Origin of the sequence: Arhodomonas sp. KWT2 (assembly GCF_041949875.1) — a bacterium.
Lineage (GTDB): Bacteria > Pseudomonadota > Gammaproteobacteria > Nitrococcales > Nitrococcaceae > Arhodomonas > Arhodomonas aquaeolei.
On sequence record NZ_JBHFPQ010000032.1, the window covers coordinates 28,367 to 44,340 of the forward strand.

Here is a 15,974-nt window from a genome sequence, read left to right on the forward strand (position 1 = left end):
CCCCACGGCGGGTGGTCACCCGCCGGTCAGCCAGAGTAACACCGGCACCAGAATGGCGGTAACGGCGCCGTTGAGCCCCATGGCCAGCCCGGAGAAGGCGCCGGCCGCCTCGCTGTGGGAGAACGCCCGCGCCGTGCCGATGCCGTGGGCGGCGACCCCGACCGCGAAGCCCTTGGCCACCGGGTCGCGGAAGCCCACCAGCCGCAGCATGGGGATGCCGAGCACCGCGCCGGTGATGCCCGTGAGGATGACCAGCACCGCCGTGAGCGAGGGCAGCCCACCGATCTGCTCGGCGATGCCCATGGCGATGGGGGTGGTCACGGACTTCGGCACCAGCGAGCGCAGGGTCTCGGTGTCTAGCCCCATCAGGTAGCCGATGCCCAGGGTGGAGACGATGGCCGTGAGCGAGCCGGCGAGCAGCGCCACGCCGATGGGCAGCCACAGCCGCCGCAGCCGTTCCGCCTGGCCGTACAGCGGGATCGCCAGGGCCACGGTGGCCGGGCCGAGGAGGAAGTGCACGAACTGCGCGCCGTCGAAATAGGTCTGGTAGTCCGTGTCCGTGGCCAGCAGCACGGACACCAGCGCGGCGACGGCAAGCAGCACCGGGTTCGCCAGCGGCAGCTCGCGGGTCGCGCGGAACAGCCACTGCGCCAGGCCGTAGGCGCCCACGGTCACGGTCAGCCACAGCAGCGGCTGGCCGGCGAGGTAGACCCAGATCCGCGTGAGCGTGTCCATCGCCTACTCCTCCTGCGGCGCCAGGCGACGCATCAGCCAGCTCAGGGTGGCTGCCGAGACCACCAGGGTGACCGCGGTGCTGGCGAGGATGGTCACCGTGATCGCGAGCCATTCATCGGCGACGCGGCTCAGATGCGCGATGATCCCGACCCCGGCGGGGATGAACAGAAGTGACAGGTGGTCCAGCAGTCCCCGCGCGATCCGGCCCAGCGGCTCTGGCGGGCCGCCGCGCAGGCTCAGCGCGACGGCCAGCAGCACCATGCCCAGCACCGGGCCGGGCAGGGGCAGGCGAAGCGCGCGTACGGTGATCTCGCCGACGAGCTGGAAGGCGAGCAGGGTGAACAGGGACGGGATCATGGTGGCCCTCCATGCCGCTGGGTGGGGGATGAGTCGATCCGGCCCTGTCAGCATAGGCGGCCCGGGCCCCGGCTCACCAGTGGCTTGCGCACGTCCGGGGCGTCGCCGCTATCCTTGCCGCTGTTACCGCCCAATGACGCACCGTCGACAACGCAGGGAGCGAGCGCATGGCCTTCGAGCTGACATCCCCGGCATTCCAGCACAACGGCACCATCCCCGCCCGCTATACCGGCGACGGGGCCGAGCTGTCGCCGGCCCTCGAGTGGCAGGGGGTGCCGGAGGCCGCCCAGAGCCTGGCCCTGATCGTCGACGACCCGGACGCGCCGGACCCGGACCAGCCCCGGGAGCGCGAGGTGCACTGGCTGGTCTACAATCTGCCCGCCGAGGACGGCGGCCTGCCGGAGGGCGTGACCGCCGCAGCCCTGCCGGAAGGGGCGTCGGAGGGGCTCAACGGCGGGCACAGTGTCGGCTACATGGCGCCGCTGCCGGCGGTGGGGAAGCACCGCTATTTCTTCCGGCTGTATGCCCTGGCGGCCCCGCTCAGCGAGACCGGGGTGCCGTTCGACCGTGGCGCGCTGGAGCGGGCGATGTCCGGTCTCGTGCTCGCCCACACCGAGCTGGTGGGGCTTTACCGCCGGCCGGAGTAGTCGCCGCGGGGGTCAGCCTCCGCCGAGCAGGCGCGCGTACCAGTCGGCGACCAGGGTGTGGAGGCCGTCGAAGACCGGCGTGGCCGCGCCGAGCACGATGACCAGGGCGACCACTGCCAGCAACCCGGCGAGCCAGGCGGTGGTATGGCGCTGGCGCGGCGGTGTCCCGGTGGCGGCCCGCGTGGCCGCGGCGCCCGCCGAGCGCGGCTCCGGCGAGACGATGTCCGTGAGTATCGGTTCCTCGCCGCGGGGGGTGGTGCCTTCGCCGGTCCTCGCTTTGTCGAGGGGGGGCAGGGTGTGGCGCTCTTCGTCCCAGGCGCCGAGCAGCGGCTCCGTCGGCGCGCCGTCCTCCACGGGGGCGTCGGCGTCACTTATCCGGATGTCCTCGTTGGGCGTCCCCGCGGGTTCTGCCCGGTCCGGCGCCGTGACATCGTCCGCGACGGGGCCGGGTGACGGCGCCGCCCCGATCCCCGGCGCTGCCGGAGCCTCGGTGGTCTCCGCGCGGGGGGGTGCTGCCACGCTCTGCGCTGTCGCGCCTTCCGGCGCCGGTGCCGCCCCGGGTGTGTCCGCCTCCGTGCCGGTGATGGCGTCGTAGGCGTCGCGCCATTCCTCGTCGAGGGCCTCGTCCTCCATCTCGTCGAGCACCGCGCGCAGGTGCTCGGCGCGGATGGTGTGGCGGGAGTCGGCGAAGGCGTCCAGCAGCATCCGCCCGGCGAGCAGGTTGATCCGCCGGGGCACGCCGCCGGTGGCAACGTGCAGCAGCCGGAAGACGGCCTCGGAGAAGCCCGGGTCGCCGTCCCAGCCCGCGCGCTCCAGGCGGTAGTGCACGTAATCCCGGGTCTGCTGTTCGTCGAGGGGCTCGAGCCGGCAGCTCGCGATCAGGCGCTGGTGGAACTGCTCCATCTCCGGGCGGCGGATGAGCTCGCGCAGTGGCGGCTGGCCGAGCAGCAGGATCTGCAGCGCGGGCTCGCCGTTGACGGTGAGGTTGGTGAGCAGCCGCAGCTCCTCCAGTGCCTCCGCCTCCAGGTCCTGGGCCTCGTCCACCACGAGCAGGGCGCGGCGGCCGCGGCGGGCGCGCTCGGTGAGGTCCTCCTGCAGGGTGGCGAGGATGGTCGCCTTGTCCCGGTGCGCCGGGGTGAGCCCGAAGCCGCTGGCGGTGAGGCGCAGCAGGTCCTCGGCGCCGAGCCGGGAGGTGACGATCTGGGTGATGTCCGTCTCCTCGGGTACGCTCGCGAGGAGGTCGGCGACCAGGGTGGTCTTGCCGCAGCCGGGCGGTCCGGTGACCACCACGAACCCCTCGCCGCGCATCAGGCCGTACTCCAGATACGCCTTGGCGCGCTGGAAGCTCGGATGCGGGAAGACCACCTCCGCGCTGGGGGTCAGCCGGAAGGGGTCGTGCTCCAGTCCGAAGAATCGGTGGTACATCGCCTCGGGCCCTTGTTCGTCCGCGCGAATCGCTTGCGGGAGCAGTCTATCAGCCCCGGCGCGCCCGGGCGTATGCCCGGCCGCCCGCTCAGGCGGCGCGGTCGTCTCCGAGGAGGCAGTCCCGGGCCTCGTTGAGCTGTGCCGCGAGGTAGCCGGAGCCGCCGCGGTCGGGGTGACAGTGCTGGATGAGCCGGCGATGGGCGGCGAGCACGGCCTCCCGGTCCGGTGGGTCGGGCTGGTTCTCCAGGCCGAGCACGGCCAGGGCCCGGGCGCGGGTCATGGGGCCGTCGTCGCCGCCCGACGGTGGGGGTGTCCCCGCGGACCCGCCGGCGGGTGCCGTGCGGCTGCCGAGGAAGCGCAGCAGCGGGGCGAGGCGCATCGCGGTGGGGATGAAGCGCTGGATGGCGGCGGCGGTGGCGGCGATGGCCGCGCCGATCCAGGACAGCCGGCCGGTGACGACCAGCAGCGCGATGACCACCAGCGCGCCGATGAGGATCAGGCGCGGCAGGTGCGGGCGGATCGACGCCCGCGCCGCCGGCGAGACCCAGAGCACCGCGGCGGTCACCACTGCCGCCAGTACCAGCAGCTTGATCAGCACGGCGGCTCCTCGGCCGGCGGCAGCCCGTGGGCCTCGCGGATCGCCGCGCAGCGCTCGCGCCAGCGCTCCAGGCGCTGGTCGTAGATATCGAACACGCAGGGGTCGCAGCCCGTGCCGCAGCACTCGTCGAGGTCGGGCTCGCGGGGCGGCGGCGGGAAGCGCGGTTCGTCGCGGGACGCGGTGTCACTCATGGCAATCGCACAACGCCTGACTGCCTCCATGATACCAGCGCCCCGCGCCCCGATGCCCAACGCGCGCCGGGGCCATCAGCGCCCGGAGCGGTCGCGCTGGCCCTGCAGTGCGGCGAAGGCGGCGCCCATGGCCGTCTCCGGGCGCGGCTCGGGCTTGTTGTCACGGCGCCCGCCCCGGCCCCTGCCTTTGCCCTTGCCGGCGCCCCCCGGTTTGCCCGCCGGCTGATCCCGGCCGGCCTTGCTGCCGGCCTCGTCGTCCAGGCGCATGGACAGCCCGATGCGCCGGCGCTGGAGGTCGACGTCGATCACCTTCACCCGGACCACGTCTCCGGGGCGGCAGACCTCGCGGGGGTCGCGCACGAACCGCGACGCCATGGCGGAGATGTGCACCAGCCCGTCCTGGTGGACGCCGACGTCGACGAAGGCCCCGAAGTTGGTGACGTTGGTGACGGTGCCCTCAAGCACCATCCCCGGCTCCAGGTCCTCCGGGCGCTCGACGCCCTCGCGGAAGGTTGCGGTGCGGAAGGCCGGGCGCGGGTCGCGCCCGGGCTTGTCCAGCTCGGCGAGGATATCGGTGACCGTGGGCAGGCCGAAGCGCTCGTCGGTGAACTTGGCCGGGTCCAGGCCGCCGAGCAGCTCGCTGTTGCCGATCAGCTCGGCGATGCCGCCGCCGGTCTCGGTGAGGATGCGCTCGACCACCGGGTAGGCCTCGGGGTGGACCGCGGAGGCGTCCAGGGGCTGGTCGCCGTCGCGGATGCGCAGGAAGCCCGCCGCCTGCTCGAAGGTCTTGGCGCCGAAGCGTGGCACCGCCATCAGCGACTTCCGGTCCGGGAACGGGCCGTTGCCGTCGCGGTGCTCGACGATGCGCTCGGCCAGCGCCGTGGTCAGCCCGGAGACCCGCGCGAGCAGCGCCGCGGAGGCGGTGTTGAGGTCCACGCCCACGGCGTTCACGCAGTCCTCGACCACGGCGTCGAGCTTGCGCGCAAGTGCGAGTTGGCTGACGTCGTGCTGGTACTGGCCGACGCCGATGGACTTCGGATCGATCTTCACCAGCTCGGCGAGCGGGTCCTGCAGCCGCCGGGCGATGGAGACCGCCCCGCGCAGGGAGACGTCCAGGTCCGGGAACTCCCGTGCCGCCGTCTCCGAGGCGGAGTAGACCGAGGCGCCGGCCTCGGAGACCAGCACGCTGGCGAGCCCGCCGTGGCCCTGGCGCAGCTCGGTGACCAGGCGTTCGGTCTCCCGCGAGGCGGTGCCGTTGCCCACGGCGACCAGCGCGACCCCGTGGCGGCGGACCAGGGCGTCGAGAGCGGCCAGGGCCTCGTCCCAGCGCTTCTGCGGCGCGTGGGGGTAGATCGTGGCGGTGTCCACGAGCTTGCCGGTGGCGTCCACCACCGCGACCTTGCAGCCGGTGCGCAGTCCCGGGTCCACGCCCATCACCGCCCTGGGGCCGGCGGGGGCGGCGAGGAGCAGGTCGTGGAGGTTGCGCGCGAACACCTCGATGGCCTCCGCCTCGGCGTTCTCGCGCAGGCTGCCGAGCAGGTCCGTCTCCAGCCGGGTCAGGAGCTTCACCCGCCAGGTGAAGCGCACCACGCCGGCGAGCCAGTCGTCCGCGGCGCGGCCGGCGTGGCGGATATCGAAGCGCTCGGCGATCATGCCCTCGCCCCGCCCGGGGCCGGTGCGCTCCTCGGCGAGCTCGTCGGGCATCGCCAGGCGCAGGCGCAGCACGCCTTCGCGGCGGCCGCGGAACAGCGCCAGGGCGCGGTGGGAGGGGATGCCGTGGAGGGGCTCGCGGTGGTCGAAGTAGTCGGAAAACTTCACCCCGTCCTCGCGCCGTGACTCGTCCACCTCGGAGACCAGCACGCCCTCGCGCCAGGCGTAGTCGCGCAGCCCCGCGATGAGCTCGGCGTCCTCGGCGAAGCGCTCGGCGAGGATATAGCGCGCGCCCTCGAGCGCGGCGTCCGTGTCGGCGACGCCGGCCTCGGCGTCCACGTAGTCCGCGGCGGCGGTGGCCGGGTCCAGGCCCGGGTCGGCGAGCAGGGCGTCCGCCAGCGGCTCCAGCCCGGCGGCGCGGGCGATCTCGCCCTTGGTCCGGCGCTTCTTGCGGTAGGGGAGGTAGAGGTCCTCGAGGCGCTGCTTGGTGGTGGCGGCCTCGATGGATGCGCGCAGCGCGTCGCTGAGCTTGCCCTGCTCCTCGATCGCCGCGAGCACCGTGGCGCGGCGCTCCTCGAGCTCGCGCAGGTAGACCAGCCGGCGTTCGAGCTCGCGGAGCTGGCCGTCGTCCAGACCGCCGGTGGCCTCCTTGCGGTAACGGGCGATGAAGGGCACCGTCGCGCCCTCGTCGAGCAGCCGCACCGCGGCCTCGACCTGCCGCGGGGCGGCGTCGATGTCGCGGGCGATTCGTTCGGGGATGTTCACGCTCATAGGGTCAGTCCCGGGTGGGGTTGTCGTCTCGTTGTTCCTCGCCGGCCTCGCCGTCCGCGCCGGCGATGCCGTGATAGAGGGTACTGTGCACGTAGCGGTCGTGGGCGTGGCGCAGGAGCACGGCGATCACCGCGGCCACCGGCAGGGCGAGCAGCACGCCGGCGAAGCCGAAGAGCTGGCCGCCGGCGAGCACCGCGAAGATTACCGCCACCGGGTGCAGGCCGATGCGGTCGCCGACCAGCAGCGGCGTGAGCACCATGCCCTCCAGCGTCTGGCCGATGCCGAACACCGCCCAGACCAGCAGCAGCGGTACGAGGATGTCGTTGAACTGGAAGACCGCGGCCACGCTCGCCGTGGTGATGCCCACGATGAAGCCGAGGTAGGGCACGATGTTCGCCAGCCCCGAGAGCATGCCGATGAGGATCGCGAGGTTCAGCCCCACCAGCCACAGCCCGGTGGTGTAGATCGCACCGAGCGCGAGCATCACCAGCAGCTGGCCGCGCAGGAAGGCGGCCACCACCTCGTTGCACTCGCCCCCGAGCCGGCCGACCACGCCCTGCACCGAGCGCGGCAGCAGCTCGCGGATCCGCTCCATGAGCACGTCCCAGTCCCGCAGGAGGTAGAAGCCCACCACCGGGATCAGCGCCAGGTTGGTGATCAGCCCCACCAGCGCCAGTCCGGACTGGGTGGCGCGGGCGATGACCGCCGCGGCCACGGAGCCGGTGGACTGCCAGTGCTGGGTGACGGCGTCGCGCAGGGTCTGCACGTCCAGCCGCGAGGCGGACACGCCCAGGTGTTCCTCCATCCATGGCACGGCGGTGCGCTGCACCCAGTCCACGATCGCCGGCAGGCGCTGGACGAGGTAGTCCACCTGGTGGGCGAGCAGTGGCAGCAGCATCAGTGCCACGCCGATCACCACGCCGAGGGTGGCGCCGAAGACGATCACCACCGAGAGCGTGCGTGACAGACCCCGGGCCTCCAGCCGGTCCGCGATGGGATCGCTGATATAGGCCAGCACCGCGGCGACGAGGAAGGGCGTGAGCATCCCGCGGAGCAGGTAAATGAGCACGCCCCCGCCGATCACGGCCGCGAGCAGCGGCCACGCCTGACGGTCGCGCAGACCGGTGCCTTCCATGTGGGTGCATCCCTCCAGATTGATCCGCCCCGGGAGTCTAACCCAGTGGACGGCTATGGCGAGGGCACGGCTATGGCAATGGACGTAATTACCGGAAACGGATCACAATCGGGGCTGTTTCGCGCTAGAGTAAGGGCTTTGCCGCAGATCCTCAGGGAGAGCCCGGTGCGAAATCCCAATCGCGTGCTGATCTGGATGAGCGTTTTCCTGCTCGGCGTTGCGGTGGCCTGCGCCCTCCTCGCCGGCCCGCTGCGCAGCGCGTTCATGGCGAACGCCGTGTTCAACGGCCTGATCCTCGGTGTCCTCGCCATCGGCATCCTGATCAACTTCCGCCAGGTCCTGATTCTCGGCCCGGAGGTCTCCTGGATCGAGGCCTTCCGCCGCGCCGACCGCGAGAACCCGCCGGAACCGCCGCGCTCGGGGCTGCTCGGCTCCATGGCACGGATGCTCACCGGCCGCCACGGCGACCGCTTCAGCCTGTCCACGATGTCGATGCGCACGCTGCTGGACGCGATCCGCTCCCGGCTGGACGAGCAGCGCGACCTCTCGCGCTACATGATCGGGCTGCTGGTTTTCCTCGGGCTGCTCGGCACCTTCTGGGGCCTGCTCGACACTCTGCGCGCGGTGGGCGGGGTGATCTCCTCGCTGTCGATCGAGGGCCGTGACGCCGCGGCGGTGTTCGCCGAGCTCAAGAACGGCCTCCAGCAGCCCCTCTCGGGCATGGGCACGGCGTTCAGCTCGTCGCTGTTCGGCCTCGCCAGCGCCCTGGTGCTCGGCTTCATCGACCTGCAGAGCGGCTACGCCCAGAACCGGTTCTACAATGATCTCGAGGAGTGGCTGTCCGGGCAGACCAAGCTCGGCAGCGGCGGGGCCGGCGGTGACGGCGAGGGTAACGTCCCCGCCTACATCCAGGCGCTGCTGGAGCAGACCGCGGACAGCCTGGACAAGCTCCAGCGCATCATGGCCCGGGGCGAGGAGGAGCGGCGCAACTCGGAGGGCCGGCTCACCGAGCTCACCCAGGAGATCGCCAACCTCGCCGAGCAGTCCCGCGGCGAGCAGCGCGGGCTGATGAATCTCACCCGGACCCAGGCGGAGCTGCAGGGCGTGCTGCAGAACCTGGCGGATGTCACCGGCAGCAACGAGGCCCACGAGCGCGAGGTCCGGGACAACCTGCGCCACATCGCCGGCAGCCTGGACCAGCTCCGCCAGGGCCTCGCCGGGGACCGCGAGCACGTGGTCAACGAGCTGCGCGAGGAGCTGCGGCTGCTCACGCGCACCCTTGCGCACTTCCGTGACGACCGCCAGGGTTAGCGGCGATGTTCGGGGGTAGCCGCCGGGGGCGCAACGCGGTCAACATCTGGCCCGGCTTCGTCGACGCGCTCGCCACGATCCTGCTGGCGTTCGTGTTCGTGCTCATGCTCTTCGTGGTGACGCAGTTCTACCTCAGCGACGCGCTCTCGGGTAAGAGCCGCGCGCTGCAGCGCCTGCAGGACGATGTCGAGCGCCTCGCCGAGGAGCTGTCGATGGAGCGGGGCAAGCGCGAGCACCTGCAGGAGCGCATGTCCAGCGTCTACAATGAGCTGCACACCACGCTGTCCGAGCGCGATTCCCTCGCCGAGTCCCTCAAGCAGGCGCAGGGCGATAAAGAGCAGCTCAAAAGCGAGCTCGCGGAGAAGGATAAGGCCCTGGAGGTCAGCCGCGAGAAGCTCAAGGTGCGGCTCACCGAGCTGGCCTCGCTGCAGGCGGATATCGACACCCTGCGCAAGGTGCGCAAGCGCCTGGAGGAGGAGGTCGGGGCCCTCTCCGGCAAGCTCGGCGATACCGAGCAGAGCCTGACCCAGGCCCGCGACCGCAGCAAGGCGCTGTCCGCGGAGCTCGCGGACGCCAAGGAGCGCACCCATCTCGCCCAGAAGGCCATCGAGGAGCGCACCATGCGCATCCGCGACCTGGTCGCCGAGATCGACGAGCGCGATCAGGCGCTGTCTGAGCAGAAGGGGCTTACCGCGGACGCGGAGACCCGTATCGAGCGCCTGCGCAACGAGCTGCGTGCGCTGCGCGACCAGATCCAGCGCGTCGCCCGGGCGCTGTCCGTCTCCCAGGAGACCGTCAGCGAACAGCGCACCCGGATCGAGGACCTGGGCGAGCGGTTGAACCTGGCTCTGGCCGAGCGCGTCGAGAAGCTCTCGCGCTACCGCTCCGAGTTCTTCGGACGGCTGCGCGAGGTCCTCGGCGACATCCAGCAGATCCGGATCGTCGGCGACCGCTTCATGTTCCAGTCGGAGCTGTTCTTCGACAGCGGCTCGGCGCAGATCGGGGCGGACGGACAGGACAAGCTGCGCCAGCTCGCGGACGTGCTCAAGCAGGTGGCGCAGCGCATCCCCGGGGACATCCCCTGGGTGCTGCAGGTGGAGGGCCATACCGACCGCAGGCCCATCAACACCGAGCGCTTCCCCTCCAACTGGGAGCTGTCCACCGCGCGGGCGACCAACATCGTCCACTTCCTGATCGATCAGGGCATCCCCGCGGAGCGCCTCGCGGCGGCGGGTTACGGCGAGTACCAGCCGCTGACCGAGGGGGATTCGCCGGAGGCGATGGCGCGCAACCGGCGCATCGAGCTCAAGTTGACCCGGCGCTGAGGGGGCGCCCGTCCCCCGCGCTCACCCCGCCCCGCCCACGTGCGGGTGCCGCCGGGCGAGGGCGAGCACGCCGGCGAGGCTGGCGTCCGCCGCTGCGACGGGGCGGACGCTGAGACCGAAGTGCCCGAACGCGGCCTCGTAGCGTGGCCGCAGGTGTCCGTCCGCGACCAGCACCACCTCGTCGGGGGCGTAGAGCCCGCGCATGCCCAGGATCTCGTGACCGATGAGCAGTCCCGAGACGTAGTCGCGGATGCCGGTGGCGGCGAGCCCGCCGTAGAGCCAGCGGCTGCGGGCGGTAAAGAGCTGGTGCCCGAGGCCGCCGCGACGCCCGGATTCCGTGAGGCCCAGACGGAAGGCGTCGTCGTCGGGGGTGTCGCTGTCCGCCGCGGGCGCGCCGACGATCGTGTGCCGGGTCACCGCCTCGAACAGCTCGCCGGTCATTACCGTTGCGAAGTGGCGGAGCGTGCCGTCGTCGACGCGGGCCCACTTGCTGTGGGTGCCCGGCAGGCAGAGCGTCGCGTCGCCGCGCGCCGCCAGCGCCAGCGCGCCGATGATCTGGACCTCCTCGCCACGCATCACGTCCACGTGGCCGCCGTCGCCGTGCACGCGCACGCCGGGCACCAGCCAGGTGTTGTCGAGCCCGGGGGCGGCGGTCAGTCCGTCGGCGAGGTCGCCGGCGGTGACCGGCAGCGCCGGCTGCGGGGCCTCGTGCCAGCCCTGGCGCGCGCCCACCATGCCGGCGAGGTAGACGGGTACGGCGCCGTCCTCGCGCCAGTCGCCGAGGCGTTCGCGGCAGTAGTCGGCGAAGGACCCGCCGGCGAGCTCGCGCATGCCCCGGCCCGCGGCGATCCGCTCGAGACACGCACCGCTGTCCGCGTCCACCAGGTAGGCGCGGAACGCGGTGGTGCCCCAGTCGACGACGATGATCCGCCCGCTCATTGCCCCTCTCCCCTGACGCGCCGGTATTCGGTGACGATGTCCCGGGCGGCGGCACCCACCTCCACTGCCGGGCGCCCGGCGCGATAGACGTCCCCGCCGATGCCGTAACCTGCCGCCCCGGCGGCATGGAAGTTGGCCAGGTTCTGCGCGTTGACCCCACCGACCACGAACACCGGCAGCGCCGGGGGCAGCACCGCACGCACGTCCCGGAGATAGCCCGGGCCCAGGCGCGCGGCGGGGAAGAGCTTGAGCGCCGAGGCGCCGTGGCGCGCGGCGAGCAGCGCCTCGGTGGGCGTCATGCAGCCGATCAGGCTGGTCAGCCCCTCGCGCGAGGCGGCGTCGATCACCGCCGGGTCGGTGTTCGGGGTGACCATTAGCGGCAGTGCCATCGAGGCGAGGCGGGTGACCGAGCCGGTGTCGAGTACCGTCCCCGCGCCCACCAGGGTCTGAACCGGGCAGTGGGCGCGCAGCCGGCGCAGGCTCTCCCATGGCTGCGGGGAGTTGAGGGTGACCTCGAGCATGCCGAAGCCGGCGTCGATCAGCGCGTCGGCGACCGACTCGCATTCGTCCGGCGTGATGCCGCGCAGGATGGCCACCAGCGGGCGTTCGGCGAGTGCGTCCTGAAAGCGTGGATCCATGACCGTCTCCTGAGGGGCCCCGGCCGTGCCCGTCGTTACCCGGGCCGCCCGGGCCCGTCGTCGTGGCCGGGTGGTGACATCAGCAGGCCGGCCGCCTCGCAGGCGGTACGTATCGGCCCGGCATAGCGGTGTGCCCAGTCGTCGCCGAGCCGGTAGCGGGGCACGCTCACGCTGACCGAGGCGATGGGCTGCCCGTCCACGCCGTAGAGCGCCCGGCCGAAGCACACGATGCCGGGCTCGTTCTCCTCGTCGTCGACGGCATAGCCCTGCGCCCGCACCGTTTCCAGCGCCGCCCGCAGCGCCGGCAGGCCGGTCACGGTGTTGGCGGTCATTGGCTCCAGGGCGAGCCGTCCGGCGTAGCGATCGAGGGCCTCCGGTGCCAGTGCGGCGAGGAAGGCCTTGCCCACGGCGGAGGCGTGCATGTGCACCTGATTGCCCACCATGGACGCCATGCGCACCGAGGCCAGGGACTCGACCTTGTCCACGTAGACCATCACGTCGCCCCGGGGCACCGCCAGGTGCACGGTCTCGCCGGTGGCGTCGCGGATCGCCACCAGTGCCTCGCGGGCGCCGCGCGGCAGATCGTTCTGGATACGGCTCTGGTAGCCGAGCCGGGCGAGCTCGGGGCCGAGGAGGTAGCCGCCGTGGAGCGGGTCGCGGACGACGAAACGCTCGCCCTCGAGGGCGCCGAGCAGGCGGTACAGCGTCGCCCGCGGAAGCGCGCCCGCCCGCTGGATGTCCTTCAGGCGTGCGGGTCCGGGTAGTGCCGCGATGGTCTGGAGCAGGCGTAGCCCCTTGACGAAGGTCGCCGCCCCCCGCGTCGCGGAAGCACTGTCCTGTTGTCCGGCTGCGGTCATCCGGTGTCGTTCCTGTTGCCGGTTTGACGGCCCGTCCTGATGCTGCCTATGGTCTTAATATCCGGGCTTTTTGTCCATATTATGGATACCCGGCGCCGGCGCTCTGGCCGGTCCGGGGGTGCAGCGAGGGGAGTGGTTCCAATGACCGTTGACGATCGGGTGAAGGGCCAGCGCCGGGCGGCGTCAGCCGTTGGCGGCGGCTGACGCGCCATGGTGGACATCGTCTGTCTCGGCGAGCCGCTGCTGGAGCTCAGCGAGCGTCCCGGCGACGGCGGGACGTGGTTCCTCCAGGGTTACGGCGGTGATACCTCGAACTGCGCGATCGCCGCGGCGCGCCAGGAGGCCGCGGTCGGGTATCTCACCGCCCTCGGCGACGACGGCTTCGGGCGGGCGTTCCTCGATCTGTGGGCGGCGGAGGGCGTGGACGCCAGTGCGGTGGCCGTGGACCGGGATGCGCACACCGGCGTCTATTTCATCCGTTACCGCGACGGTGAGCACGTGTTCAGCTACCTCCGCCAGGGTTCGGCGGCCAGCCGGCTGGGCCCGGACGACCTGCCCCTCGACTACATCCGTGCCGCCAGGGTGCTGCACGTCTCGGGCATCAGCCAGGCCATCAGCTCCAAGGCCTGTGACGCCGTGTTCGCGGCCATGGCGGCGGCGCGCGAGGCCGGCGTGACGGTGAGCTACGACACCAACCTGCGCCTCAAGCTCTGGCCGCTCGCCCGGGCCCGTGCGGTGATCCATGCCGCCATGCGCGAGGCGGACATCGCCCTGCCGGGCCTGGAGGACGCGCGCCGGCTTACCGGGCTGACGGACCCCGATGCGGTGGTGGACTTCTACGCGGGGCTCGGGCCCCGCGTCGTGGCCCTGAAAATGGGGCGCGAGGGGGTGCTGGTCGCCGCGGACGGCGAGCGCGTGCACTGCCCGGCGCATCCCGTGGCACAGGTGGACGCCGCCGGCGCCGGCGATGCCTTCGACGGGGCGTTCCTCGCCGGGATCGTGCGCGGGGCCCGGCCGGAGGCGGCGGCCCGGTACGCCAACGTCGCCGCGGCGCTGTCCACGCTGGGGCGGGGCGCGGTGGCGCCGATACCCCGCCGCGCCGCCGTGGAGGCGGCCCTGGACGGCGCCTGAGGCCGGGGCGTCACGGCGTGGCCGCGGTGCCCACCCGGTCGAGAAACCGCCCGAACAGCGCGGCGATGTCGTCGATCACCTCCGAGAGGCCGTGGTCGCCGTCGAGCACGTGCAGCCGCCCCCGGCAGGCCCCGGTGTAGCGCACGCTGTGCGCCGGCGGGATCAGCTCGTCGCGCCAGCCGTGCACCACCTCCACGTCGCCGGCGTGGGGCGTGACGTCTCCCTCGTAGCCTGGCAGGTAGAACGCCGGCGCCATCAGGAACAGCCCCGCCGGCCGGAGCGCGGCGCTCGCCGCGGCGGCCACATAGCCGCCCATACTCGAGCCTACCAGGACCAGCGGGCCCCGCGGACGCGGCTGCGCGAGGAGGTGGCGCACGCGCTCGTCCGGGTCCCGGGTGTGGCGGTAGTCGATGCTGGTCACGCCCGCGCCGGCGGCCCGGGCGACCTCCGCCAGCCGGGTGATCTTCAAGCCCCACGGGCCGCTCTCCTGGCCGTGGCTGAACCAGACCTCCATCACGACAGGTCCAGCGCGTAGGGCTTGAGGGTCTCCAGCGCCACCACCTCCAGGGCGGCCTCGTCGCTGGCGAGCAGCCGTACCCGCGGGGCGCAGCCGGCCTCGTGGGCCTCCAGCCAGCGTGCCGCGCACAGGCACCACTGGTCGCCGGCCGACAGCCCATCGAAGCCGAACTCCGGCCGGGGCGTGGACAGGTCGTTGCCGCGGCGGGCGCTGAAGTCGAGGAATTCGTCGGTGAGGGTGGCGCACACCGCGTGAACGCCCGCGTCGTCGGCGCCGACGCGGCAGTAGCCGTCGCGGTAGAAGCCCGTGACGGGGTCGCTGCAGCAGGCATCGAGTGAGGTGCCGAGCACGTTTCTGCGGGTCTCCGGCATGGAACGGGAACCTCTTCGTCCTGGGTGTTGTCAGCCATTGTAGGACGCTGGAAGTGAGATGCGCACGGCGGCGCAAGCCGTCGCCGGGGACGGGCACAGGGAGGTGCCCGGAGCCCGGTGTCAATCTTTCCCTCCTGTAAAGTCGGCACGATGCCGATTACCCTTGTTTCGGCCCGGTTCGCCGGGCCGCACTTTTTTCCCGGCGGCACGGCAGGTGCCCGCCTGTGGCCGATGCGTGACGCCGGGATGGTGAACAGGAGGACCGCCGCTTGCGTCTACTCCATACCGCCGACTGGCAGATCGGCAAGGGCTTTGGCCGGATCGCCGGCGACGCCGGGGCACTGCTGCGCGAGCAGCGCTACGCCGTGATCCGACGCATCGCCGTGCTGGCCGCCGAGCACCGGGCCGACGCCGTGCTCGTCGCCGGCGACGTCTTCGACAGCCAGACCCTGCCCGATGCCGCCCTGCGCCGGACCATGGAGGCCATGGCCGAGTGGCCCGGGCCGTGGGTGCTGCTGCCCGGCAACCACGACGCTGCCCTCGCCGAGAGCGTGTGGACGCGCATCGAGCGCCTCGGCTGCCGGCCGGATAACGTCCACGCCGCCCTGACCCCGGAGCCGCTGGTCCTCGCCGACGGCCGTCTGGCCGTGCTGCCCGCCCCGCTGCGGCGCCGCCACGAGCCCGGCGACGTCACCGAGTGGTTCGACACCGCGGCGACCCCGGGGGGTGCGGTGCGGGTCGGCCTCGCCCATGGCAGCCTGCGCAACCGCCTGCCGGAGGCCGCGGAGGCCCACAATCCCATCGCCGAGGACCGCGCCGTGACCGCCGGCCTGGACTACCTGGCCCTCGGCGACTGGCACGGGACCCTGGAGATCGCCGAGCGCACCTGGTATTCCGGCACCCCGGAGACGGACAGCTTCCGCAGCCGCGACCCGGGGCATGTCCTGCGGGTGGATCTGTCGGGCGGTGACGCGCCGGCGGTCACGCCCCTGGCCACGAGCCACTACCACTGGCACGAGTGGCAGCAGGACCTCACCGGCGAGGGCGCCCTGCAGGCCCTCGAGGACCGCCTTACTGGCCTGTCCGCGCCGCTGGAGCGCCATGTCCTCCGTCTCGCGCTCGCCGGCGGTGTCGATCTCGCGACCCGCTCCGCGCTGGATGAGCTCCTGGAGCGCTGGCAGGCGCGGCTGGCGTACCTGGAGTGGGACGACGCCGCGCTGCGCCCGGAGGCCACCGAGGCGGACCTCGCCGCCTTCGAGGGCAGCGGCTTCGTCGCCGATGCGCTGGCCGCGCTGCGCGAGCGCCAGGCCGCCGGCGAGCCACATGCCGCGGAGGCCGTGCAGCGCCTCTACGCCGCCTACCGCGAGTTGCACTGA

17 protein-coding genes are annotated in these 15,974 nt (G+C 72.5%); 5 read left to right on the forward strand and 12 right to left on the reverse strand.

Going from position 1 to position 15,974, the window contains the following annotated elements; genetic code table 11:
- Positions 1 to 15: 15 nt before the first annotated feature.
- Positions 16 to 735 carry an LrgB family protein gene (locus ACEZHJ_RS04130; RefSeq protein WP_018719083.1) on the reverse strand — a complete coding sequence of 240 codons (720 nt, stop codon included), beginning with the start codon at positions 733 to 735 and terminating at the stop codon, positions 16 to 18.
- 3 nt (positions 736 to 738) lie between these two features.
- Positions 739 to 1,092, reverse strand: a complete 354-nt coding sequence (locus ACEZHJ_RS04135; RefSeq protein WP_163142433.1) for a CidA/LrgA family protein — start codon at positions 1,090 to 1,092, stop codon at positions 739 to 741.
- A gap of 167 nt (positions 1,093 to 1,259) precedes the next feature.
- Here ACEZHJ_RS04135 and ACEZHJ_RS04140 point away from each other — a divergent pair, with 167 nt between their 5' ends.
- Entirely contained in the window at positions 1,260 to 1,739 is a 480-nt protein-coding gene (locus tag ACEZHJ_RS04140) for a YbhB/YbcL family Raf kinase inhibitor-like protein (RefSeq protein WP_018719085.1), read from the forward strand.
- A gap of 12 nt (positions 1,740 to 1,751) precedes the next feature.
- Here ACEZHJ_RS04140 and ACEZHJ_RS04145 read toward each other — a convergent pair whose 3' ends face one another.
- The 5 genes from ACEZHJ_RS04145 to ACEZHJ_RS04165 all read right to left on the reverse strand — a co-directional run bounded on the left by ACEZHJ_RS04145 (position 1,752) and on the right by ACEZHJ_RS04165 (position 7,509).
- Positions 1,752 to 3,164, reverse strand: coding sequence for an ExeA family protein (locus ACEZHJ_RS04145; RefSeq protein WP_375036260.1), 1,413 nt, complete (start codon positions 3,162 to 3,164; stop codon positions 1,752 to 1,754).
- Between the two features lie 88 nt (positions 3,165 to 3,252).
- Positions 3,253 to 3,762: a hypothetical protein gene (locus ACEZHJ_RS04150; protein WP_163143679.1), complete on the reverse strand. Its 510-nt coding sequence runs from the start codon at positions 3,760 to 3,762 to the stop codon at positions 3,253 to 3,255.
- Positions 3,756 to 3,953: an oxidoreductase-like domain-containing protein gene (locus ACEZHJ_RS04155; RefSeq protein WP_163143677.1), complete on the reverse strand. Its 198-nt coding sequence runs from the start codon at positions 3,951 to 3,953 to the stop codon at positions 3,756 to 3,758. The genes ACEZHJ_RS04150 and ACEZHJ_RS04155 overlap by 7 nt, the downstream gene beginning before the upstream one ends.
- A gap of 75 nt (positions 3,954 to 4,028) precedes the next feature.
- Positions 4,029 to 6,374 (reverse strand): Tex family protein, encoded by a 2,346-nt coding sequence (locus tag ACEZHJ_RS04160; RefSeq protein WP_259202090.1) that lies wholly within the window; start codon positions 6,372 to 6,374, stop codon positions 4,029 to 4,031.
- 4 nt (positions 6,375 to 6,378) lie between these two features.
- Positions 6,379 to 7,509, reverse strand: a complete 1,131-nt coding sequence (locus ACEZHJ_RS04165) for an AI-2E family transporter (protein WP_018719090.1) — start codon at positions 7,507 to 7,509, stop codon at positions 6,379 to 6,381.
- 165 nt (positions 7,510 to 7,674) lie between these two features.
- Between ACEZHJ_RS04165 and ACEZHJ_RS04170 the strand changes: the two genes are divergently transcribed.
- Both ACEZHJ_RS04170 and ACEZHJ_RS04175 read left to right on the forward strand, forming a co-directional pair.
- The gene (locus ACEZHJ_RS04170; protein ID WP_026321205.1) at positions 7,675 to 8,820 is read left to right on the forward strand and encodes a MotA/TolQ/ExbB proton channel family protein; all 1,146 of its coding nucleotides are present in this window, start codon (positions 7,675 to 7,677) and stop codon (positions 8,818 to 8,820) included.
- Between the two features lie 5 nt (positions 8,821 to 8,825).
- On the forward strand, positions 8,826 to 10,145 hold the full coding sequence (locus tag ACEZHJ_RS04175; protein ID WP_018719092.1) for a peptidoglycan -binding protein: 1,320 nt from the start codon (positions 8,826 to 8,828) through the stop codon (positions 10,143 to 10,145).
- Positions 10,146 to 10,166: 21 nt separating this feature from the next.
- On the opposite strand, the gene ACEZHJ_RS04180 is transcribed toward ACEZHJ_RS04175, so the two are convergent.
- The 3 genes from ACEZHJ_RS04180 to ACEZHJ_RS04190 are packed head-to-tail and all read right to left on the reverse strand — an operon-like array spanning position 10,167 to position 12,579.
- Entirely contained in the window at positions 10,167 to 11,084 is a 918-nt protein-coding gene (locus ACEZHJ_RS04180) for a 2-dehydro-3-deoxygalactonokinase (protein WP_163141421.1), read from the reverse strand.
- Positions 11,081 to 11,722, reverse strand: a complete 642-nt coding sequence (locus tag ACEZHJ_RS04185; protein ID WP_018719094.1) for a 2-dehydro-3-deoxy-6-phosphogalactonate aldolase — start codon at positions 11,720 to 11,722, stop codon at positions 11,081 to 11,083. Before ACEZHJ_RS04185 ends, ACEZHJ_RS04180 begins: the two co-directional genes overlap by 4 nt.
- Before the next feature lie 35 nt (positions 11,723 to 11,757).
- Positions 11,758 to 12,579 (reverse strand): IclR family transcriptional regulator, encoded by an 822-nt coding sequence (locus tag ACEZHJ_RS04190; protein WP_163141424.1) that lies wholly within the window; start codon positions 12,577 to 12,579, stop codon positions 11,758 to 11,760.
- Positions 12,580 to 12,789: 210 nt separating this feature from the next.
- Here ACEZHJ_RS04190 and ACEZHJ_RS04195 point away from each other — a divergent pair, with 210 nt between their 5' ends.
- Entirely contained in the window at positions 12,790 to 13,710 is a 921-nt protein-coding gene (locus tag ACEZHJ_RS04195; RefSeq protein WP_018719096.1) for a sugar kinase, read from the forward strand.
- A gap of 10 nt (positions 13,711 to 13,720) precedes the next feature.
- Here ACEZHJ_RS04195 and ACEZHJ_RS04200 read toward each other — a convergent pair whose 3' ends face one another.
- Complete coding sequence (locus tag ACEZHJ_RS04200; protein ID WP_163141425.1) at positions 13,721 to 14,224, reverse strand: alpha/beta fold hydrolase; 504 nt, start codon at positions 14,222 to 14,224, stop codon at positions 13,721 to 13,723.
- Positions 14,224 to 14,598 carry a DUF2237 family protein gene (locus tag ACEZHJ_RS04205; RefSeq protein ID WP_163141428.1) on the reverse strand — a complete coding sequence of 125 codons (375 nt, stop codon included), beginning with the start codon at positions 14,596 to 14,598 and terminating at the stop codon, positions 14,224 to 14,226. Before ACEZHJ_RS04205 ends, ACEZHJ_RS04200 begins: the two co-directional genes overlap by 1 nt.
- A 269-nt stretch (positions 14,599 to 14,867) precedes the next feature.
- Here ACEZHJ_RS04205 and ACEZHJ_RS04210 point away from each other — a divergent pair, with 269 nt between their 5' ends.
- The gene (locus ACEZHJ_RS04210) at positions 14,868 to 15,974 is read left to right on the forward strand and encodes a DNA repair exonuclease (RefSeq protein WP_163141431.1); all 1,107 of its coding nucleotides are present in this window, start codon (positions 14,868 to 14,870) and stop codon (positions 15,972 to 15,974) included.